This is a genomic window from Burkholderia sp. AU18528, from assembly GCF_002223215.2.
GTDB classification, from domain to species: Bacteria; Pseudomonadota; Gammaproteobacteria; order Burkholderiales; family Burkholderiaceae; genus Burkholderia; species Burkholderia semiarida.
The window spans coordinates 1,622,361-1,644,118 of sequence record NZ_NKFC02000004.1; the positions used below are offsets into that span (position 1 = coordinate 1,622,361).

16 protein-coding genes are annotated in these 21,758 nt (G+C 67.4%); 7 read left to right on the forward strand and 9 right to left on the reverse strand.

Annotation, left to right across the window (positions count from 1 at the left end; translation table 11 throughout):
* Window positions 1-5: 5 nt before the first annotated feature.
* From frr to rpsB, 4 genes are all read right to left on the reverse strand, one after another.
* A complete protein-coding gene (gene frr, locus CFB52_RS10315; RefSeq protein WP_006483822.1) occupies window positions 6-566 on the reverse strand; it encodes a ribosome recycling factor in 561 nt (186 codons plus the stop codon).
* A gap of 133 nt (window positions 567-699) precedes the next feature.
* On the reverse strand, window positions 700-1,413 hold the full coding sequence (gene pyrH, locus CFB52_RS10320; RefSeq protein ID WP_006402648.1) for a UMP kinase: 714 nt from the start codon (window positions 1,411-1,413) through the stop codon (window positions 700-702).
* A gap of 156 nt (window positions 1,414-1,569) precedes the next feature.
* Window positions 1,570-2,451, reverse strand: a complete 882-nt coding sequence (tsf, locus tag CFB52_RS10325; protein WP_006483826.1) for a translation elongation factor Ts — start codon at window positions 2,449-2,451, stop codon at window positions 1,570-1,572.
* Window positions 2,452-2,613: 162 nt separating this feature from the next.
* On the reverse strand, window positions 2,614-3,354 hold the full coding sequence (rpsB, locus tag CFB52_RS10330) for a 30S ribosomal protein S2 (RefSeq protein WP_006483818.1): 741 nt from the start codon (window positions 3,352-3,354) through the stop codon (window positions 2,614-2,616).
* A gap of 377 nt (window positions 3,355-3,731) precedes the next feature.
* Between rpsB and map the strand changes: the two genes are divergently transcribed.
* The 3 genes from map to CFB52_RS10350 are packed head-to-tail and all read left to right on the forward strand — an operon-like array spanning window position 3,732 to window position 9,035.
* The gene (gene map / locus CFB52_RS10340) at window positions 3,732-4,547 is read left to right on the forward strand and encodes a type I methionyl aminopeptidase (RefSeq protein WP_059573697.1); all 816 of its coding nucleotides are present in this window, start codon (window positions 3,732-3,734) and stop codon (window positions 4,545-4,547) included.
* Window positions 4,548-4,594: 47 nt separating this feature from the next.
* Window positions 4,595-7,171: a [protein-PII] uridylyltransferase gene (locus CFB52_RS10345; protein WP_059573696.1), complete on the forward strand. Its 2,577-nt coding sequence runs from the start codon at window positions 4,595-4,597 to the stop codon at window positions 7,169-7,171.
* 16 nt (window positions 7,172-7,187) lie between these two features.
* Window positions 7,188-9,035 (forward strand): pseudouridine synthase, encoded by a 1,848-nt coding sequence (locus tag CFB52_RS10350; protein WP_099316526.1) that lies wholly within the window; start codon window positions 7,188-7,190, stop codon window positions 9,033-9,035.
* Between the two features lie 82 nt (window positions 9,036-9,117).
* On the opposite strand, the gene def is transcribed toward CFB52_RS10350, so the two are convergent.
* From def to CFB52_RS10375, 5 genes are all read right to left on the reverse strand, one after another.
* Complete coding sequence (gene def, locus CFB52_RS10355; protein WP_059573695.1) at window positions 9,118-9,651, reverse strand: peptide deformylase; 534 nt, start codon at window positions 9,649-9,651, stop codon at window positions 9,118-9,120.
* A complete protein-coding gene (gene ligA, locus CFB52_RS10360) occupies window positions 9,648-11,723 on the reverse strand; it encodes an NAD-dependent DNA ligase LigA (RefSeq protein ID WP_099316527.1) in 2,076 nt (691 codons plus the stop codon). Before ligA ends, def begins: the two co-directional genes overlap by 4 nt.
* Before the next feature lie 165 nt (window positions 11,724-11,888).
* A complete protein-coding gene (locus CFB52_RS10365; RefSeq protein ID WP_099316528.1) occupies window positions 11,889-13,169 on the reverse strand; it encodes a cell division protein ZipA C-terminal FtsZ-binding domain-containing protein in 1,281 nt (426 codons plus the stop codon).
* A gap of 84 nt (window positions 13,170-13,253) precedes the next feature.
* A complete protein-coding gene (smc, locus tag CFB52_RS10370) occupies window positions 13,254-16,766 on the reverse strand; it encodes a chromosome segregation protein SMC (protein WP_060316802.1) in 3,513 nt (1,170 codons plus the stop codon).
* 139 nt (window positions 16,767-16,905) lie between these two features.
* Window positions 16,906-17,847, reverse strand: a complete 942-nt coding sequence (locus CFB52_RS10375; RefSeq protein WP_099316529.1) for a DMT family transporter — start codon at window positions 17,845-17,847, stop codon at window positions 16,906-16,908.
* 92 nt (window positions 17,848-17,939) lie between these two features.
* Here CFB52_RS10375 and CFB52_RS10380 point away from each other — a divergent pair, with 92 nt between their 5' ends.
* The 4 genes from CFB52_RS10380 (at window position 17,940) to CFB52_RS10395 (ending at window position 21,642) form a co-directional block, all read left to right on the forward strand.
* On the forward strand, window positions 17,940-18,992 hold the full coding sequence (locus CFB52_RS10380) for an RNA-guided endonuclease TnpB family protein (protein WP_059573690.1): 1,053 nt from the start codon (window positions 17,940-17,942) through the stop codon (window positions 18,990-18,992).
* Between the two features lie 176 nt (window positions 18,993-19,168).
* Window positions 19,169-20,401, forward strand: coding sequence for a succinyldiaminopimelate transaminase (gene dapC, locus CFB52_RS10385; protein ID WP_099316530.1), 1,233 nt, complete (start codon window positions 19,169-19,171; stop codon window positions 20,399-20,401).
* A 45-nt stretch (window positions 20,402-20,446) separates the two neighbouring features.
* Entirely contained in the window at window positions 20,447-21,274 is an 828-nt protein-coding gene (gene dapD / locus CFB52_RS10390) for a 2,3,4,5-tetrahydropyridine-2,6-dicarboxylate N-succinyltransferase (RefSeq protein WP_059573688.1), read from the forward strand.
* A complete protein-coding gene (locus CFB52_RS10395; protein WP_034207673.1) occupies window positions 21,274-21,642 on the forward strand; it encodes an ArsC family reductase in 369 nt (122 codons plus the stop codon). Before dapD ends, CFB52_RS10395 begins: the two co-directional genes overlap by 1 nt.
* Window positions 21,643-21,758 lie beyond the last annotated feature (116 nt).

The following is a 21,758-nucleotide window of genomic DNA, read 5'->3' on the forward strand; positions in this document are numbered from 1 at the left end:
GGTCGTCAGACCGTCATGATCTCGGCTTCCTTGGTCTGCACGAGCTTGTCGACTTCGGCCACGTGCTTGTCGGTCAGCTTCTGCACGTCGTCGCTTGCGCGGCGCTCGTCGTCTTCCGAGATTTCCTTGTCCTTCACGAGCTTCTTCAGCGCTTCGTTCGCGTCGCGGCGCAGGTTGCGGATCGCGACCTTGGCCGTTTCGCCTTCGCTCTTCACGACCTTGGTCAGCTCGCGGCGGCGCTCTTCCGTGAGCGCGGGCATCGGCACGCGGATCAGGTCGCCGGCCGTGGCCGGATTCAGGCCCAGATCGGCTTCGCGGATGGCCTTCTCGACCTTCGCGACCATGTTCTTTTCCCACGGCTGCACGCCGATCGTGCGCGCGTCGACGAGCGTCAGGTTCGCGACCTGCGAGATCGGCACCATCGAGCCGTAGTAGTCGACCTGAACGTGATCGAGCAGACCGGTGTGTGCACGGCCCGTACGGATCTTGGCCAGATCGTTCTTGAACGCTTCGATCGAGCGCTGCATCTTTTGCTCGACGCCCTTCTTGACATCAGCGACACTCATTTCAACCTCCGAACCTTCAAACCTTCAAAGAACGCGAGCGCCGACCGGCGCATGTCGCGCGCCGCGGCCGGCAACCCGCAGCCAGTCGCACATAGCCGGTGGCCCGCCGTCAGTCGCCCGCATCCGCGGGAGTTTACACGTGGACGAGCGTACCTTCGTCCTCGCCCAGCACGATGCGCTTGAGCGCACCCGGCTTGTTGATCGAAAACACGCGAATCGGCAGCTTCTGGTCGCGGCACAGCGCAAACGCCGTCGCGTCCATCACCTGCAGGTTGCGGCTGATCGCCTCGTCGAAGCTGATCGTCGTATAGCGCGTAGCCGACGGATCCTTCTTGGGATCGGCAGAATATACGCCATCGACCTTGGTCGCCTTCAGCACGACTTCGGCGCCCACTTCCGAGCCGCGCAGCGCGGCCGCGGTATCCGTCGTGAAGAACGGGTTGCCGGTGCCGGCCGCGAAGATCACGACACGGCCTTCCTCGAGCTGACGGATCGCGCGGGGCCGGATGTACGGCTCGACGACCTGGTCCATCCGCAGCGCCGACTGCACGCGCGCCTCGATGCCCGCGTGGCGCATCGCGTCCTGCAGCGCCAGCGCGTTCATCATCGTCGCCAGCATCCCCATGTAGTCGGCCGTCGCGCGGTCCATGCCGGCCGCGCCGCCCGCGACGCCGCGGAAAATATTACCGCCACCGATCACGACCGCGAGCTGCGTGCCGAGGCGCACGACTTCTGCGATATCCGCCACCATCCGCTCGATCGTCGCGCGATTGATGCCGAAGGCGTCGTCGCCCATCAGCGCTTCGCCGGAGAGTTTGAGGAGGACGCGTTTATAGGCATTGGACATAGGGGCTTCCGAGCGACGAGAGGATGACAACCACGAACTGTAGGGGCGAAATACTGATTCGGGCAAGCGCCGACGACCGGGCCGGGGTACCCGGCCGGCCGGCGGCGCCGCCGGCCGCGGCGGAGCGGACGCCCGCCGCGGTTACTGCCTGACTGCTTACTGCTGCTTTGCTGCGGCGACTTGCGCGGCCACTTCGGCGGCGAAGTCGTCCTGGCGCTTCTCGATGCCTTCGCCGACGACGAACAGCGCGAACTTCTGCACCGCGGCATTCGCTGCCTTCAGCATCTGCTCGATCGTCTGCTTGTCGTTCTTCACGAACGTCTGGTTCAGCAGCGACACTTCCTTCAGGTACTTCTGGACGCTGCCGTCGACCATCTTCGCGACGATTTCGGCCGGCTTGCCCGATTCCGCGGCCTTCTGCTCGGCCACGCGGCGTTCCGTCTCGATCAGTTCCGCCGGCACGTCGGCCGACGACAGCGCGACCGGCTTCATCGCCGCGATGTGCATCGCGACGTCCTTGCCGACCTGCTCGTCCGCGCCCGTGTACTCGACGATCACGCCGATACGCGCGCCGTGCAGGTACGTGGCGATCTTGTTCGCGGTTTCGAAACGGACGAAACGGCGGATCGACACGTTCTCGCCGATCTTGCCGATCAGCGCCAGACGCACTGCGTCGACGGTCGAGCCGTCGAGCGGCAACGCCGACAGTGCCGCCACGTCGGCCGGGTTTTGCGTCGCGACGAGTTCCGCCACCGTCTTCGAGAACGCGAGGAAGTCGTCGTTCTTCGCGACGAAGTCGGTTTCGCAGTTCAGTTCGACCAGCGCGCCTGCGTTGCCGCCGACGAACGATGCGACGACGCCTTCCGCCGTCACGCGCGACGCGGCCTTGCTCGCCTTGTTGCCGAGCTTGACGCGCAGCAGTTCTTCAGCCTTGGCCAGATCGCCGTCGGCTTCCGTCAGCGCCTTCTTGCACTCCATCATCGGTGCGTCGGTCTTTGCGCGCAGTTCTGCCACCATGCTTGCGGTAATTGCCGCCATCATTCGCTCCTTGAGTCTGTATTCACAACGCCGCCCGCTTGGACGCGAACGGCCGAGATTCGTTTCCGGACCCGCGCCGATTCGGCGCGATCAGGTCCGGCGCACAAGCTTAAAAAAAGGGGGCCTGTTGAGAGCCCCCTTTTTGCGCCGGCTCGGGGCCAGTTACGCGTTTTCCTCGACGTACTCGTCGTCGCCGCGTGCAGCCTGGACCACTTCGTTGACCGCATTCGCACGGCCTTCGAGGATCGCGTCGGCCACGCCTTCCGCGTACAGCGCGACTGCCTTGCTCGAGTCGTCGTTACCCGGGATCACGTAATCCACACCTTCCGGCGAGTGGTTCGTATCGACCACGGCGATGACCGGCACGCCCAGCTTGTTCGCTTCCGTGACGGCGATCTTGTGGTAGCCGACGTCGACGACGAAGATCGCGTCCGGAATGCCGCCCATGTCCTTCACGCCGCCGATCGACTTCTGCAGCTTGGCGATTTCGCGCTCGAACAGCAGCGCCTCCTTCTTGCTCATCTTCTCGAGCTCGCCTGCCTCGACAGCCGCTTCCATGTCCTTCAGGCGCTTGATCGACACCTTCAGCGTCTTGAAGTTGGTCATCATGCCGCCGAGCCAGCGTGCGTTGACGTACGGCATGCCCGCACGCTGCGCTTCCTGGGCGATCGTGTCACGCGACTGGCGCTTCGTGCCGACGAACAGGATCGTGCCGCGGTTCGCTGCCAGCTGGCGCACGTACTTCTGTGCGTCCGTGAACATCGGCAGCGTCTTTTCGAGGTTGATGATGTGAATCTTGTTGCGGTGACCGAAAATGAACGGAGCCATCTTCGGGTTCCAGAAGCGCGTCTGGTGACCGAAGTGGACACCCGCTTCCAGCATTTGGCGCATCGTGACTGCCATGTAAATTCTCCACGAGGGTTGGGTCTTAAGCCGGCTGCCGTACCGCCGCGCGAACCCGCCCGAAGGGCGCGGATGCCGCGCGGCCGGCACCCTGGTTGCGCCGGCTTGCGATTCGGCACGTGCAAAACGCCCGTGCCGTAAGCCTTTCATCGCGATGCCGCCCCAAGACGGGGAAAATTCGGCATTTGGATATCGACTTAGCCAGAGAGTATAGCACGCGGAATTGTCCGCTCTCAAGTCGCGCGGCACTTTCGCGTGCCGTGCGGCAGCGGGCCGGACAATCCGCGAAAACCCGCATCCGCGCGGCCCGCAGGGGCTGCGAGGCCCGCCATAAGGTGCGATAATCCGTCAATTCACCGCATTGCAGGCATACCTCGATGGCTATTACGCTCAAAAACGAACACGATATCGCCCAGATGCGCGTCGCCTGCCGTCTCGCGAGCGAAGTGCTCGACTTCATCACGCCGCACGTCGTCGCGGGCGTCACGACCGCCGAACTCGACCGCCTCTGCCACGAGTACATGCTCAACGAGCAAGGCACGATCCCCGCGCCGCTGAACTACCAGCCGCCCGGCTATCCGCCGTACCCAAAGGCCACCTGCATTTCGGTCAACGACGTGATCTGCCACGGCATTCCCGGCGAGAAGGTGCTCAAGAACGGCGATGCGCTGAACATCGACATCACCGTGATCAAGAACGGCTATTTCGGCGACACCAGCCGGATGTTCATCGTCGGCGAGGGGTCGATCCTCGCGAAGCGCCTCGTGCAGACCACCTACGAATGCATGTGGCTCGGCATCGACCAGGTCAAGCCCGGCGCGCACCTCGGCGACATCGGCTACGCGATCCAGAAGCACGCGGAAGCGCAAGGCTACAGCGTCGTGCGCGAATACTGCGGCCACGGCATCGGCACGGTGTTCCACGAGGATCCGCAGGTCGTCCACTACGGCCGCCCGGGCACCGGCGTCGAGCTGAAGGCCGGCATGATCTTCACGATCGAGCCGATGATCAACGCCGGCAAGCGCGACATCCGCACGATGCCCGACCAGTGGACGGTCAAGACGCGCGACCGCAGCCTGTCCGCGCAGTGGGAGCACACGGTGCTCGTCACCGAAACCGGCTACGAAGTGCTGACCGTGTCGGCCGGCACGCCGGCGCGCCCCGTGTTCGCGCAACCGGCCGCCGCCGTCTGAGCGACGTCACGCCAGCCCGCCCCACTTTCGCACCTGAACGGCTGCCCATGAGCGCTCACGCTGCCCCCTCGCCCGAAGCGCTGTCGCGGCGCGCCGAATTCAAGGCCGCCAAGACGGAAATGCTCGAGCGTTTTCGCCGCGCGGCGAACGTCGCGTCGCTGATGCACGCGCTGTCGAAACTCACCGACGACGCGTTGAAGCGCGTGTGGGACGAATGCGGGCTGCCCGCGACGCTCGCGCTCGTCGCCGTCGGCGGCTACGGGCGCGGCGAGCTCGCGCCCTATTCCGACGTCGACATCCTCGTGCTGCTGCCCGATGCGCACGACGCGGCGCTCGACGCGCGCATCGAGCGCTTCATCGGGATGGCCTGGGATCTCGGCCTCGAGATCGGCAGCAGCGTGCGCACGGTCGCGCAGTGCATCGAGGAGGCGTCGCAGGACGTCACGGTGCAGACCTCGCTGCTCGAAGCGCGCCGCATCGTCGGCAGCACCGCGCTGTTCGAGCGCTTCACCGTGCGCTACCACGAAGCGCTCGACGCCCGCGCGTTCTTCACCGCGAAGGTGCTCGAGATGCGCCAGCGCCATGCGAAGTTCCAGGACACGCCGTACAGCCTCGAGCCGAACGTCAAGGAAAGCCCGGGCGGGCTGCGCGACCTGCAGACGATCCTGTGGATCGCGCGCGCGGCCGGCTTCGGCAGCAGCTGGCGCGAACTCGACACGCGCGGGCTCATCACCGACCGCGAAGCACGCGAGCTGCGTCGCAACGAAGGCTTCCTGAAGACGCTGCGCGCGCGGCTGCACGTGATCGCCGGGCGCCGCCAGGACATGCTCGTGTTCGACCTGCAGACGCAGGCCGCCGAGAGCTTCGGCTACCAGCCGACGCAGGCCAAGCGCGCGAGCGAGCAACTGATGCGCCGCTACTACTGGGCCGCGAAGGCCGTCACGCAGCTCGCGACGATCCTGATCCAGAACATCGAGGCGCAGCTCTTCCCCGCGACGAGCGGCATCACGCGCGTGCTGTCGGCCGATCGCTTCGTCGAGAAACAGGGCATGCTCGAGATCGTCGACGACGGCGTGTTCGAGCGCCATCCCGACGCGATCCTCGAAGCGTTCCTGCTGTACGAGACGACGCGCGGCGTGAAGGGCCTGTCCGCCCGCACGCTGCGGGCGCTGTACAACTCGCGCGAAATCATGAACAACGCGTGGCGCCGCGATCCGCAGAACCGCCGCACGTTCATGCGGATCCTGCAGCAGCCCGAAGGCATCACGCATGCGTTCCGGCTGATGAACCAGACGAGCGTGCTCGGCCGCTACCTGCTGAATTTCCGCCGCATCGTCGGCCAGATGCAGCACGACCTGTACCACGTGTACACGGTCGACCAGCACATCCTGATGGTGCTGCGCAACATCCGCCGCTTCGCGGTGGCCGAACATGCGCACGAATACCCGTTCTGCAGCCAGCTGATCGGCAACTTCGAGCGGCCGTGGGTGCTGTACGTCGCGGCGCTGTTCCACGACATCGCGAAGGGCCGCGGCGGCGATCACTCGACGCTCGGGATGGCCGACGCGCGGCGCTTCTGCCGCGAGCACGGGATCGACGGCGACGACGCGGCGCTGATCGTGTGGCTCGTCCAGCATCACCTGACGATGAGCCAGGTCGCGCAGAAGCAGGACACGAGCGATCCCGAGGTCATCAAGCGCTTCGCCGAAGTCGTCGGCAACGAACGCTACCTCACCGCGCTCTACCTGCTGACCGTCGCCGATATCCGCGGCACGAGCCCGAAGGTATGGAACACGTGGAAGGGCAAGCTGCTCGAGGATCTGTACCGCATCACGCTCGCGGTGCTCGGCGGCGCGAACCCCGACGCGCATTCGGAGCTGAAGTCACGGCAGGAGCAGGCGCTCGCGCTGCTGCGCCTGGAAACCGTGCCCGACGACGCGCACCGCGCATTGTGGGATCAGCTCGACGTCGGCTTCTTCCTGCGTCACGACGCGGCCGACATCGCGTGGCAGACGCGCGTGCTGTACCGGCACGTGAACGCCGAAACCGCGATCGTCCGCGCGCGGCCGTCGCCGATCGGCGACGCGCTGCAGGTGCTCGTGTACGTGAAGGACCGCCCCGACCTGTTCGCGGGCATCTGCGCGTATTTCGACCGCAACGGGCTGTCGGTGCTCGACGCGCGCGTCAGCACGACGCGGCACGGCTATGCGCTCGACAACTTCATCGTCACGCAGACCGAACGCGACGTGCGCTACCGCGACATCGCGAATCTCGTCGAGCAGCAGCTCGCGACGCGGCTGGCGGAAACCGCATCGCTGCCGGAGCCGTCGAAGGGCCGCCTGTCGCGGCTGTCGCGGACGTTTCCGATCACGCCGCGCGTCGACCTGCGGGCCGACGAGCGCGGTCAGTACTACATCCTGTCCGTGTCGGCCAACGACCGGCCGGGCCTTCTCTATTCGATCGCGCGCGTACTCGCCGAACATCGGATCGGCGTCCATGCGGCGCGGATCAATACGCTCGGCGAGCGCGTCGAAGACATCTTCCTGCTCGCGGGTGCCGGCCTGTCCGACAACCGCCTGCAGATCCAGCTCGAAACCGAATTGCTGCGTGCGATCGCAGTCTGAATGAATCCCAGCGTTTATGCGCACCAAATTAACCGTCAAGAATCCGAAGCCGGCGTCGCCGACTCGCGCCCCCGTCCGCTCCGGCAGCCTCGTCGCCCGCAAGGCGGTACGCCCCGCCGCGCCGCCCGCGGCGGACAAGCCGGCCCGCCCGAAGAAGGCGCCCGCCGCGGCCGCCACCGGCGAGCGCTCGTTCAAGCCGCGCGGCGCCGCCGGCGCCGAACGCCCCGGCGCGGATCGCGCACCGGCCAAGCGCGCGCCGTATCGCGACAATGCGGCCGGCGAAGGTGCGAAGCGCAGCTTCGGCGATCGTCGCACGTCGTCGGATCGCCCGCCGCGCCGCAACGATGACGATGCGCGGCCGCGCCGTGCCGGTGGCGACGAAGGCAAGCGTCCGTCCTATCGTGACAACGCGGCCGGCGAAGGCGCGAAGCGCAGCTTCGGCGAGCGTCGCACGTCGTCGGATCGCCCGCCGCGTCGCGATGACGACGCACGTCCGCGTCGCACGGGTGGCGACGAAGGCAAGCGCCCGTCCTATCGCGACAACGCGGCCGGCGAAGGCGCGAAGCGCAGCTTCGGCGAGCGTCGCACGTCTTCCGACCGCCCTCCCCGCCGTGATGACGACGCCCGTCCGCGTCGCGCAGCAGGCGGTGACGACAGCAAGCGCCCGTCCTATCGCGACAAGGCCGCCGGCGAAGGTGCGAAACGCAGCTATGGCGACCGCAAAACGTCATCGAATCGCCCGCCGCGCCGCAGCGACGACGATACGCGTCCGCGCCGTGCAGCGGGCGGTGACGACAGCAAACGCCCGTCCTATCGCGACAAGGCCGCCGGCGAAGGCGCGAAGCGCAGCTATGGCGACCGCCGCCCGTCGTCCGATCGCCCGCCCCGTCGTGATGACGACGCACGCCCGCGCCGCACGGCAGGCACCGACGACGGCAAACGCCCGTCCTACCGCGACAAGGCCGCCGGCGAAGGCGCGAAGCGCAGCTTCGGCGATCGCCCGGCCCGCCCCGCGCGCGACGGCGAGCGCCGTTCGTTCGGCGCGGTGAAGACCGCGCAACCCGTCAAGCGCGCGGCGGCGGCCGATGTCGACTACGGCGACGAAACGGGCCTGATGCGCCTGTCGAAGCGGATGTCCGAGCTCGGCATGTGCTCGCGCCGCGAAGCCGACGAATGGATCGAAAAGGGCTGGGTGCTCGTCGACGGCGAACGCATCGACACGCTCGGCACCAAGGTACGCGCCGATCAGAAGATCGAGATCGACGAGCGGGCGAGCGCCGCGCAGGCCGCGCAGGTGACGATCCTGCTGCACAAGCCGGTCGGCTACGTGTCGGGCCAGGCGGAAGACGGCTACGAGCCGGCGTCCGTGCTGATCACGCGCGCGAACCGCTGGAGCGGCGATCATTCGCCGCTGCGCTTCTCGCCGCAGCATCTGCATGCGCTTGCGCCGGCCGGCCGTCTCGACATCGACTCCACCGGCCTGCTCGTGCTGACGCAGAACGGCGTGATCGCGAAGCAGCTGATCGGCGAACAGTCGGACATCGACAAGGAATACCTGGTGCGCGTGCGCTTCGGCGAACGACTGATCGACATCGACCAGCACTTCCCGGCGGAATCGCTCGCGAAGCTGCGCCACGGCCTCGAGCTCGATGGCGTTCCGCTGAAGCCGGCGATGGTGAGCTGGCAGAACGGCGAACAGTTGCGCTTCGTGCTGCGCGAAGGCAAGAAGCGCCAGATCCGCCGCATGTGCGAACTGGTCGGCCTCGACGTGATCGGCCTGAAGCGCGTGCGGATGGGCCGCGTGATGCTCGGCGCGCTGCCGCAGGGCCAATGGCGCTACCTGTCGGCCGACGAGACGTTCTGACCTCGGGCACGCGCGACGTGCGCCCCGCCATGACGAAGCCCGCTTGCGCGGGCTTTTTCGTTTCCGCGCAAAGCGCGGACGATCAGTCGTCGTCGGCCGGATCGAGCCCCGGGAACAGCACCTCGGTGAAGCCGAAGCGCGTGAAGTCGGTAATCCGCATCGGATACAGCTTGCCGATGAGGTGATCGTATTCGTGCTGGACCACGCGCGCGTGGAATCCTTCGGCGACGCGATCGATCTTCTGGCCGAACTGGTCGTAACCGCTGTAGCGCACCTTCGCGTAGCGGCTGACGACGCCGCGCATGCCCGGCACCGACAGGCAGCCTTCCCAGCCCTCTTCCATGTCCGGCGGCAGGTACTCGATCTTCGGGTTGATCAGCACGGTCTCGGGCACCGGCGGCGCGTCCGGATAGCGGTTGTTGTTGCCGAAGCCGAAGATGATGATCTGCAGCCCGATGCCGATCTGCGGCGCGGCCAGCCCAGCGCCGTTCGCGTGATGCATCGTCTCGAACATGTCCGCGACGATCTCGTGCAGCTCGGGGGTATCGAACCGCTCGACCGGTTGGGCGATTTCGAGCAGGCGCGGATCGCCCATCTTCAGGATCTCGCGAATCATGGCGTATTGCCCTCCAGGAGTTGGTGCAGACCGTCTTCGTCCAGCACTGGGATGCCGAGTTCCTCGGCCTTCGCGAGCTTGCTGCCGGCTTCGGCGCCCGCGACCACGTAATCCGTCTTCTTCGACACCGAACCGGCCACCTTGGCGCCCGCCGCTTCGAGCATCTCCTTCGCCGCATCGCGCGTGAGAGTCGGCAGCGTCCCCGTCAGCACGACCGTCTTGCCGGCCAGCACGCCCTGCGGCGCCTTCGGCGCGGGCGGGCCTTCGGGCCACGTGACCTTGCCCGGCGCGCGCAACTGCTCGATCACGGTCCGGTTGTGCTCTTCCGCGAAGAACTGGTGAATCGACTCGGCGACGATCGGCCCGACGTCGTTGACTTCGAGCAGTTCCTCGATCGACGCGTCCATGATCGGCGTCAGCGAGCCGAAATGCTTCGCGAGATCCTTCGCGGTCGATTCGCCGACATGGCGGATGCCGAGCCCGTAGATGAAGCGCGCGAGCGTCGTATGCTTCGCCTTCTCGAGCGAATCGAGCAGATTCTGCGCGGATTTCTCGGCAAACCGGTCGAGTTCGGCCAACGTCGCGAAGCCGAGATTGAACAGGTCGGCCGGCGTGCGCACCAGATTCAGCTCGACGAGCTGATCGATGATCTTCTCGCCGAGGCCGTCGATGTCGAGCGCGCGGCGCTGCGCGAAATGCCACAGCGCCTGCTTGCGCTGCGCCGGGCAGAACAGCCCGCCCGTACAGCGCGCGATCGCCTCGTCCGGCAGGCGCTCGATCTTCGAGCCGCACACCGGGCATTCGGTCGGCATCACGAATTCCGCCGCATCCGCCGGGCGCCGGTCGAGCAGCGCGCCAACCACTTCCGGAATCACGTCGCCCGCGCGGCGCACGATCACGGTGTCGCCGATCCGGATGTCCTTGCGGCGCACTTCGTCCTCGTTGTGCAGCGTCGCGTTGGTCACGGTCGCGCCGCCGACGAACACCGGCTCGAGACGCGCGACCGGCGTGATCGCGCCGGTGCGGCCGACCTGCACGTCGATCGCGACGAGCTTCGTCAGCGCTTCCTGCGCGGGGAACTTGTGTGCAAGCGCGAAGCGCGGCGCGCGCGACACGAAACCGAGGCGCTCCTGCTCGTCGCGCCGGTTGACCTTGTAGACGACGCCGTCGATGTCGTACGGCAGCGACTCGCGCTTCTCGCCCACCTTGCGGAAGAAGTCGAGCAGGCCTTCGGCGCCGTGCACGACCGCGCGCTCGCGGTTCACCGGCAGGCCGAGCGACTCGTACCAGTCGAGCAGCGCGCTGTGCGTGTCGGGCATCGGCATCCCGTCGAGCACGCCGATCCCGTATGCGAAGAACGACAGCGGCCGCTGCGCGGTGATCTTCGAGTCGAGCTGGCGCAGGCTGCCGGCCGCCGCGTTGCGCGGGTTCGCGAATTCGCGCTGCTCGGCCGCGCGCTGGCGTTCGTTCAGGCGCGCGAAATCGCGCTTGAACATCAGCACCTCGCCACGCACGTCGAGCACGGCCGGCACGTGCTTGCCCTTCAGCCTCAGCGGAATCGAGCGGATCGTGCGCACGTTCTCGGTCACGTCCTCGCCGGTCGTCCCGTCGCCGCGCGTCGCCGCCTGCACGAACACGCCCTGCTCGTAGCGCAGCGAAATCGCGAGGCCGTCGAACTTCAGTTCGCACGCGTATTCGACGGGGTCCGTCACCGAGCCGGCGAGATCGGTCGTCTTGGCGAGCGCGTCGGCCACGCGCTTGTCGAACGCGACGATGTCCTCGTCGGCGAAGCCGTTGTTCAGCGACAGCATCGGCGCATCGTGGACGACCGGCGTGAAGCCGCCGGCCGCTTCGCCGCCGACGCGCTGCGTCGGCGAATCGGGCGTCACGAGTTCGGGATGGTCGGTTTCGAGCTGCTGCAACTCACGGAACAGCCGGTCGTATTCGGCGTCGGGCAGATCCGGCTGATCGAGCACGTAATAGGCGTGGTTCGCCCGCTCGAGTTGGTCGCGCAACCACGCGGCGCGCGCGTCGGGCTGGCTGGCTGGCGGTTCGGCTTGGGTTCGGGCCATGCTGGCGGCAGATTCGTTCTGAAAAAATCGGATGTCCGATTATCTCAGTTTGACGCCGCGGCGGGGTGCGCAATGCGGGCCCGATGGCATGCTGCGGCGCACACCGAGCGGTGTGCGCCGCGGCGACGAACGACGGCGCCAGGGGCCGCCGTCCGCGCGATCGCGTTACTGGCTGAAGAGGCGGCGCGTGACCGGCGAACCGGCCGGAATGCCGGCTTCCTCGAGCTTCGCGTACAGCTTCATCAACTGCTGCTCGATCGCGAGCAGCGTCGACTCCGGCAGCGGCCGGCGCGAATCGTCGACGACGCGCGCGCCGATCCGCTCGGACAGCGACTTCGCGTAATCGCACATCAGCCGGAACGGCAGGATGTCCTCTTCGGCCACCGGCACGTCGAGCACCAGCGTGATCATGTTGCCGCCCTTGTACGTCAGGTCGTCGCGCAGGAAGTTCGTATCGCCGAACTGCAGCATGAACACCGGATTCTGTTTCGCGTCGAGCTTCACGAAGCGCGTGCCGTCGCGCGACAGCAGCAGCCCGTCCTGCGACGCGACCGCCTGCACGTAGTTCGCGGACCACGGCGCGCCGTCCGACATCACGTTGATCGACAGTTGCGCATCGCACTGCGCGGCAAACGCGTCGAGCTCGCGCGCCATCGCGACCGTTTCCATCATGTCCGGGAATTCCGGCGCGCCGTCGATCGCATCGGCGAACTGCTGGACGCCCGTCACGAATTCGGAGAATTCGAGCTCGTTCAGCGCGCCGCCGCGGTTCGCGAGCTGCGCGGCCGCGCGCAGCTCTTCGTAGCGCACGCCGTTTTGCAGCAGCTCCCATTGGCCGCCTTCCGGCTTGCCTTCGATGTGCACGGGCTTGCTGCCCGCGCGGCGCAGCCGCTGCGCGACCGGCAGGATCTTGTCGCCCGGCAGCGGCCCAGTGAGACGGATCGGCACGATGCAGTCGATCCGGCGATCGACGATCGCGGGCGGCGCCGACGAGATCGTCGTCGCGGCCGGCAACACCGGCTCGGTCGGCTCGGCCGCCGCCTCGTGCGTGGCGGCGGGCACGGCTTCCTCGCCCGCGGCCGGTTCGGTCGGTTGGGCCGACGTGTCGACGCCCGTCGCCTCGGCCTGCAGGTCGGCCGGCGTATCGGCCGGCGCGACGCCGCCCGCGGCTGCACCAAAGGTCGGCTCGACGCGCGCGGCTTCGGCCGTGGCCGCCGTACCCGCGGAGACCGGCGCCGCGGGCTCGCGACGCACCGGCTGACGCACCGGCTCGATGAACGGCGGCTCTTCGTCGCGCTCGGGGCGGTTCATCGCCTCGGCCGCTTCCTCCGGCATCGGGCGCGGCATCCTGCGCCGCACTTTCGCGCCCTGCCATGCGTTGTAGACCACGACGCCGCCCACCACGACGGCGCCCGCGCCGATCAAACCGAGTGTCAACTCGTCCATGCACGCTCCATCAGCAATTCTTTTTCGTCGGGACCGCGAACGGGCGCCATGCGCCGCGCGAACGCGGTCCGGTTTCGTCAAACGTCAATTCTGGGCAAAACCCGCGGCGGTTTCCATGTCCACCGCGACGATCCGCGACACGCCCTGCTCCTGCATCGTCACGCCGATCAGCTGCTGCGCCATTTCCATCGCGATCTTGTTGTGCGAGATGAACAGGAACTGCGTCTTGTCGGACATCGCGCGCACGAGATTCGCGAAACGCTCGGTGTTCGCGTCGTCCAGCGGCGCGTCGACCTCGTCGAGCAGACAGAATGGCGCCGGGTTCAACTGGAACATCGCGAACACCAGCGCGGTCGCGGTCAGCGCCTTCTCGCCGCCCGACAGCAGGTGAATCGTCGCGTTCTTCTTGCCCGGCGGCTGCGCCATCACCTGCACGCCGGCATCGAGAATCTCGTCGCCCGTCATGATCAGCTTCGCCTGCCCGCCGCCGAACAGGCGCGGGAACAGATCGCTGAAATGACGGTTGACCTCGTCGAAGGTGCCCTGCAGCAGCGTTCGGGTTTCCTGGTCGATCTTGTGGATCGCGTCCTCGAGCGTCGTGATCGCGTCGATCAGGTCGGCCGACTGCGCATCGAGGAACACCTTGCGTTCGCTCGCGGCCTTCAGCTCGTCGAGCGCGGCCATGTTCACCGGCCCGAGCGCGTTGATCGCATTGTTCAGGCGCGTGACTTCGCCCTGCAGGTAAGACGGCTTGAGATCCGGCGTCAGCTTCGCGGCCAGCGCGGCCTCGTCGACCTCGGCGGCCGCGAGCTGCTCGGCGAACTGCTCGACGGACAGGCGCGCGGCCTGCTCCTTCAGTTGCAGCTCGGTGATACGGTCGCGCAGCGGCTGCAACGAACGCTCGGCGACGAGCCGTTGCTCGTCCGACGCGCGCAGCTTCGCGGTCAGGTCGTCGAGCTCGATGCGCGCGGCCTGCAGCGCTTCCTCCTTCACCGCGCGAATCTCGAGCGCGTCCTGCAGGCCCGTGTGCGCGGTCTGCTCGTTGATCGTCTCGAGTTCGGCGCGCGCGTCTTCCAGCGACGCGGCGACGCGCTCGCTCTGCTCGTGCGCGACCTGGATCGTGCGCTTGAGTTCGTCGATGCGGGTCGCCGCGTTGCGTGCGGCAAAGCGCGCGTCGTTCGCGCCGCGCTCCAGGTCGCGCGCTTCCTGACGCGCCTGCGTCAGCGATTCGTCGAGCGACTCGAACGCGAGCTGGTTGTCCTCGAAGCGCGCCTGCAGTTCCGCGAGCTCGCCGTCGAAGCGCTCGAAATTCGCTTCCGACTCCGCGCGCAATGCACGCTGCTCCTCGATCTGCGCGCCGATTTCCTCGAGTTCCTCGCGGATCTGCGTGCTGCGCTGCGTATAACGCTCGTGCGCCTGCGCGAGCTTCAGCACGTCCATCTGCAGCGCATGCACGCGCTGCGTCGCGCGCTCGGCCTGCGCGCGCACGTCGCCGAGCGCCTGCGTGGCCTGCGTGTGCGCGGCTTCCGCCCGCACGGCCGCCGTGCGCGCCTCGTCGGCGAGCAGCGCCTGCGCGCGCACCTGGCGCGTCAGGTTTTCGATTTCCTGCTGGCGGGCCAGCATCCCGGCCTGCTCCGAATCGGCCGCGTACAGCTGCACGCCGACGCGCGTGACGATGTGGCCGGCCTTGACGACGAACGCGCCGCCTGTCGGCAACTGCGTGCGCGTGGCGAGCGCCTGCGCGACGTCGTCGGCGACGTACACGTTGCCGAGCCAGTCGTTCAGCACCGCGCGGATACCGGCGTCGTCGATGCGCACGAGCGACAGCACCGGCCGCAGCCCGGCCGCCGCGGCGGGCGGCTCGCCGGCCGCGGGCGGCGCGTAGAACGCGAGCTTCGCGGGCGGCGCGTCGGCCGCGAATGCCTTCACCCAGTCGAGATTCGACACTTCGAGCGCGGCGAGGCGCTCGCGCAGCACGGCCTCGAGCGCCGCTTCCCAACCAGCCTCGACGTGCAGCTTCTTCCACAGCCGCGGCAGCGCGCCGAGCTCGTGCTTGTCCAGCCACGGCTGCACCTTGCCTTCGGTCTGCACGTTCTCCTGCAGCTGCTTCAGCGCGGCGAGGCGCGCCTCGAGCTGGTGGATCTGCGCGGCTTCGGCCTGCACGCGCTCCTGCGCGGCACGGCGTTCGCCGTCGAGGCGCGGCACCGTTTCCTGCGCGTCCGCGAGGCGTGCCTGCGCTTCAGCGAGAATCTCTTCCTGCTCGGCCAACTGCATGCGCAGCTCTTCGAGCTGCGTCTCGTCCGGCGCGTCGAGCCCGCCCGCTTCGCTCTTCAGGCGCTCGTGGCGCTGCTGAAGCTGCTGGAGCTGCTGGTCGGCGTTGCGCTGGTGCGCGGCTTCGAGCTTCAGCGACTGCTCGGTCTGCGCGATCCGCGCGCGCTCGTCGTTGAGCTGCGCCTGCGCGTCGCGCCACTTCGCTTCGAGCGCCGGCAGCGCATCGTGCTTCGCGGCCGCGTTGTCTTCGGCGAGCGCGGCCTTCTCGTCGGCCATCGCGCGCGCCTCTTCGGCTTCCTCGAGCTCGTCCTGCGACTTCTCGGCCTGCGCGCGCCACTGCTCGCGCTGCGCGTTCAGCGCGGCGATCTGCGCCTGCACGCGATTGCGCGATTCGACGATGAACTTGATTTCCGCTTCGAGGCGGCTCACCTCGGCGTTCGCCTCGTAGAGCGCGCCCTGCGCGCCCTGCATCGCGTCGCTCGCCGAGTAGTGCGCGACGCGCAGCGTCTCGAGCTGCGCCTCGACTTCGCGCAGCTTCGCCGTCTGCGCCTCGAGGTCGATCTGCGCCTGTTCGATCGCACGCTGCTGCTTCTGCTGCTCGCCCGCGGCCTCGTTCTTGCGCAGCAGCCACAAGAGGCGCTGCTTCTCCTCGCCGTCGGCGACGAGCTCCTTGTACTTGGTCGCGACCACCGCCTGCGCCTCGAGCTTTTCGAGGTTCGCGCCGAGTTCGCGGACGATGTCCTCGACGCGCGTCAGGTTCTCGCGCGTGTCGTGCAGACGGTTCTCGGTTTCGCGGCGGCGTTCCTTGTACTTCGACACGCCGGCGGCTTCCTCGAGGAACACGCGCAGCTCTTCGGGCTTCGCCTCGATGATCCGCGCGATCATGCCCTGCCCGATGATCGCGTACGCGCGGGGCCCGAGGCCCGTGCCGAGGAAGATGTCCTGGATGTCGCGGCGGCGCGCCGGCAGGTTGTTGATGTAGTAGCTCGACGTGCCGTCGCGCGTCAGCACGCGCTTCACGGCGATTTCGCCGTACTGGCCCCACTGCCCGGCCGCACGGCCGTCGGAGTTGTCGAAGATCAGTTCGACGCTGGCCCGGCTGCCGGGCTTGCGGGCGGTCGAACCGTTGAAGATCACGTCCTGCATCGATTCGCCGCGCAGCTCGGACGCGCGCGACTCGCCGAGCACCCAGCGCACGGCATCGATGATGTTGGACTTGCCGCATCCGTTCGGGCCGACCACGCCGACGAGCTGGCCCGGAACCTGGAAATGCGTGGGATCGACGAAGGATTTGAAGCCAGCGAGTTTGATCGAGCTCAGACGCACGGCGGTATCGGATGTGAAGAAGGTGTGAGACGGACGGGGCCGCACGGCGCGGGGCCGGAGAGCCCCTGCGCGCCACGCGCCCCGGAATTCAAAAACGGGGCCGCGCGCATCCAGCGTTGGGCCCCGCAAACGGCGTCCATCATACCATCGCGCGTGCGCCGTCCCGACCGGCGTCGGGTTTGTCCGGCGCCGGCGCGGCACGATGGACCCGGCTCGACAGCAGCGTCGCCAGCACGATGCACGCGCCGCCCGCCCACTCGCGCGCGCTCGGCAGCTCGTTCGCGAACACCCACGCGGACAGCGCGGTGATCACGATCTCGAACAGCATGATGATCGATGCACGGTTCGCCGGCACGCGCGCGAGTCCGTACTGGACGAGCAGGTTGTTCGACGCCATCGTCACGCCGATCGCCGCGATGATCAATGCGGCCACGCCAAGCTGGCCGCTCGCCGGCGCAGCCGGCAGCCCCTCGAACAGCGACGCGATCGCGCCGAACACGGCCGCGCCGCCGAACAGCGTCGCGGTGCGCATTTCCGCGCGCATGTCAGGCAGCTCGCGGCTCGCCTTGATCACCAGCACGTTGCTCATCGCGAAGCTCAGGCCGGCCGCGAGGCCCGCCCATTCGGCCGGGTTGGCCGGCAGCGGCAAGCCGAGCGCCGGCGACCACAGCATCAGCATCGCGCCGCCGATCGACAGCGCCGCGAGCCCCGCGCCGGCCCAGGTCAGCCGCTCGCGCAGCAGGAAGTGCGCGTAGATCGCGGTCCAGGCCGGCGTCAGGTAGAACAGCAGCATCACGCGCAGCACCTCGCCGTGGATCGTGCCCCACACGAAACCGAGGTTCGTCACGCCGGCCGTCACCGCGATGCCCGGCAGCACCCAGTGCCAGCGCAGCGTCGCGATCGTGCGGCGCCGCGCGACGATCACGAACAGGAATGCGACGAGGCTCGTCAGCGCGCTCGCCAGCGTGCCCGTCACGCCGAGCGACGCGAGGATCCGCAGCGGATACCAGATCAGGCCCCATACCGACGCGCCGATCAGGATGGCCAGCGTCGGCAGGCTGCCGCGTACCGCGTTGTTCATCAGAATTTGCTCCGAGAAACCCCGCCATTGATGGCGGGAAGGAAAGGCGTGCTGTTGACAGGCAGCTTTTCCCACAGGTTAGGATCACCGGCATGATCCTTGTCTACCGCTACCGGGTGAAATCGCTCAACGGACTGCTTAACAAGCAGAGCCGCGCGGTGAACTACGTCTGGAACTTCTGCAATGACACGCAGAAGCACGCGCTCAAGTGGAGCAAGAAGTGGCCGACGGGGTTCGATCTGAACGTGCTGACGACGGGGAGCAGCAAGGAACTCGGCATCCACTCCGGCACGATCAACGCGACGTGCGAGCAATATGCGAAGTCGCGCAGTCAGCACCGACGGCCCTACCTGCGCTATCGCGGCAGGAAATCGCTGGGCTGGGTGCCGCTGAAGGGCCGTGACCTGAAGCGCGAGGGTGACGCGTTCCGTTTCGCCGGCAACACGTTTCGCGTGTTCAACAGCCGACCGCTTCCCGAAGGCAAGATCAAGGACGGGACCAACTTTGCGCAGGATGCGCGCGGCAACTGGTTCCTGAACATCGTGATCGAGATGCCCGATGTGCAGGCCCGCCCGATCCGTTCCGGCGTCGGCATCGATCTCGGTCTGAAAGACTTCGCCACACTTTCGACCGGCGAGAAGCTGCCCAATGAACAGTTCGGTCGACGGGCGGCGGAAAAGCTGGCGAAAGCGCAACGGGCGCGAAAGCACAAGCGTCATATCGCGAAGTTGCACGCCAAGGTCGCGAATGCCCGTGCCGATTTCCAGCATAAGCTCGCGCTCGATCTGGTGCGGCGTTTCGATTACATCGCTGTCGGCGACGTATCTGCCGTCAAACTTGCCAGAACCAGGATGGCGAAGAGCGTCTACGACGCATCCTGGTCGTCCTTCCGAAACAAGCTCCGCTACAAAGCGATCGCGCACGGGGCCACGTTCGAGGAAGTCGACGAAAGCGGTTCGACCCAGTCCTGTTCGTCGTGCGGGTCGCAAGACAGCACGACGCGGCCGAAAGGTATCGCGGGACTGCGAATAAGAGAGTGGACCTGCAGTGACTGTGGTGTCGAACATGATCGTGATATCAACGCTGCGCTGAACATTCTCCGATGCGGACGTGCATCGCCAGGTGTGGGAATCCTCCGCCTTTAGGCGGACGAGGACGTCAATTGGTTCGATACCCTTTATTCGAGCGGCCCCGGCCGCCGCGCCGGCAGGCCGTGACCGCATTCCGTCACGCTATAATCATCCGCTGCGACCCGCGCGCCCGAGGCGCCGCTCGCAGCCGCGCGGCGCGCCCGCCGCTTCTTTCGCTCCAACCGGCCGCGATGGCCGCTTCGCCCGTGAACCCTCGACTCGACTCGCTCCAGCCCTATCCCTTCGAAAAGCTGCGCGCCCTGTTCAAGGACGTGACGCCTTCCGGCGACCTGAAACCGATCAGCTTCGGCATCGGCGAGCCCAAACACGCGACGCCGGCGCTGATCCGCGACGCCGTGGTGGCCGCGCTCGACGGCCTCGCGTCGTATCCGGCCACCGCCGGCTCGGACGCGCTGCGCACGTCGATCGCACGCTGGCTCGAGCGCCGCTACGGGCTGCCGGCCGTCGATCCGGCCACGCAGGTGCTGCCGGTGTCGGGCTCGCGCGAGGCGCTCTTCTCGCTCGCGCAGACCGTGATCGACACGCGCCTGACCGCGGACGGCAAGAAGGCGATCGTACTCTGTCCGAATCCTTTCTATCAAATTTACGAAGGCGCGGCGCTGCTGGCCGGTGCCGAACCCTATTTCGCGAACAGCGACCCGGCCCGCAACTTCGCGTGCGACTACGCGGCCGTGCCCGACGACGTGTGGGCGCGCACGCAGCTGCTGTACGTGTGCTCGCCGGGCAACCCGACGGGCGCCGTGCTGACGCTCGACGACTGGCGCGAGCTGTTCGCGCTGTCCGACCGCCACGGTTTCGTGATCGCGTCCGACGAGTGCTATTCGGAAATCTATTTCGACGAAGCCGCGCCCCCGCTCGGCGGCCTCGAGGCCGCGCACCGCCTCGGCCGCGGCTTCGAGCGCCTCGTGATGCTCTCGAGTCTGTCGAAGCGCTCGAACGTGCCGGGCATGCGCTCGGGCTTCGTCGCCGGCGACGCCGCGCTGCTCAGGAAATTCCTGCTGTACCGCACGTACCATGGCGCCGCGCTGTCGCCGGTGTGGCAGCACGCGAGCATCGCCGCGTGGAACGACGAGGCGCACGTGCGCGAAAACCGCGCGCTGTACCGGCAGAAGTTCGATACGGTCACGCCGATGCTCGCCGACGTGATCGACGTGAAACTGCCCGACGCCGCGTTCTACCTGTGGGCCAACGTGTCGCGCACCGGCCTGTCGGACACTGAGTTCGCCCGCCGCCTGTACGCCGACTATAATGTGACGGTTCTGCCCGGCTCGTACCTCGCGCGCGATGCGCACGGCGCGGACCCGGGCCGCGATTTCATCCGGATCGCGCTCGTCGCGGGCACCCCCGAATGCGTCGAGGGCGCGCAACGCATCGTCGATTTCTGCCGGGCTCTCGCGCGGTAAGACGTCCATCCCGATCAATTCCATCCATCTCCTGCGAAAACGAACATGTCGCAACAACTTCAGCAAATCATCGATACCGCCTGGGAAAACCGCGCCGAGCTGTCGCCGAAGGCCGCGCCCGCCGACGTCCGCGAGGCCGTCGCTCACGCGATCGAGCAACTCGACAAGGGCGCGCTGCGCGTCGCCGAGAAAATCGACGGCAACTGGACGGTCCACCAGTGGCTGAAGAAGGCCGTGCTGCTGTCGTTCCGCCTGGAGGACAACGCGCCGATGCCGGCCGGCGGCTACTCGCAGTTCTACGACAAGGTGCCGTCGAAGTTCGCGAACTACACGGCCGAGGATTTCGCCGCGGGCGGCTTCCGCGTCGTGCCGCCGGCCATCGCGCGCCGCGGTTCGTTCATCGCGAGGAACGTCGTGCTGATGCCGTCGTACACCAACATCGGCGCGTACGTCGACGAAGGCACGATGGTCGACACGTGGGCGACGGTCGGTTCGTGCGCGCAGATCGGCAAGAACGTGCACCTGTCGGGCGGCGTCGGCATCGGCGGCGTGCTCGAGCCGCTGCAGGCGAACCCGGTCATCATCGAGGACAACTGCTTCATCGGCGCGCGCTCGGAAGTCGTCGAAGGCGTGATCGTCGAGGAAAACTCGGTGATCTCGATGGGCGTGTACCTCGGCCAGAGCACGAAGATCTACGATCGCGAGACGGGCGAGGTCAGCTACGGCCGCATCCCGGCCGGCTCGGTCGTCGTCGCCGGCAACCTGCCGTCGAAGGACGGCTCGCACAGCCTGTACTGCGCGGTGATCGTCAAGAAGGTCGACGCGAAGACGCGTGCGAAGGTCGGCCTGAACGAGCTGCTGCGAGGCGACTGATGGCGAAGCCGCACACCGTGGTCGTCTACGGCATTCCGAACTGCGACACCGTGAAGAAGGCCCGCGTGTGGCTCGACGATCACGGCGTCGAATTCGAATTCCACGATTTCAAGAAGCTCGGCGTCAGCGCGCCGCTGATCGAAGACTGGCTGAAGGACGTGTCGCTCGACGCGCTCGTGAACAAGCGCGGCACGACGTGGCGCGGCCTGGACGACGCGATGAAGGCGGCCGCCGAAACGAAGACCGGCGCGGTCGCGCTGATGATCCACAAGCCGTCGGTCATCAAGCGCCCCGTGCTCGTCGTCAACGGCCGCGTGAAATCGCTCGGCTTCGCGGCCGACCAATACGCGGCGCTGTTTGCCGCATAGGGCCGCCCGCGCCGCGCCTGCGGGCGGGCCTGTTCACGCTAATAACGGGCTTGCGCTGGCCCGACGCCCTGTCGCTGCCGGCCACCGCGCCGGCATTTTTTATCGAAAGTGGTCCG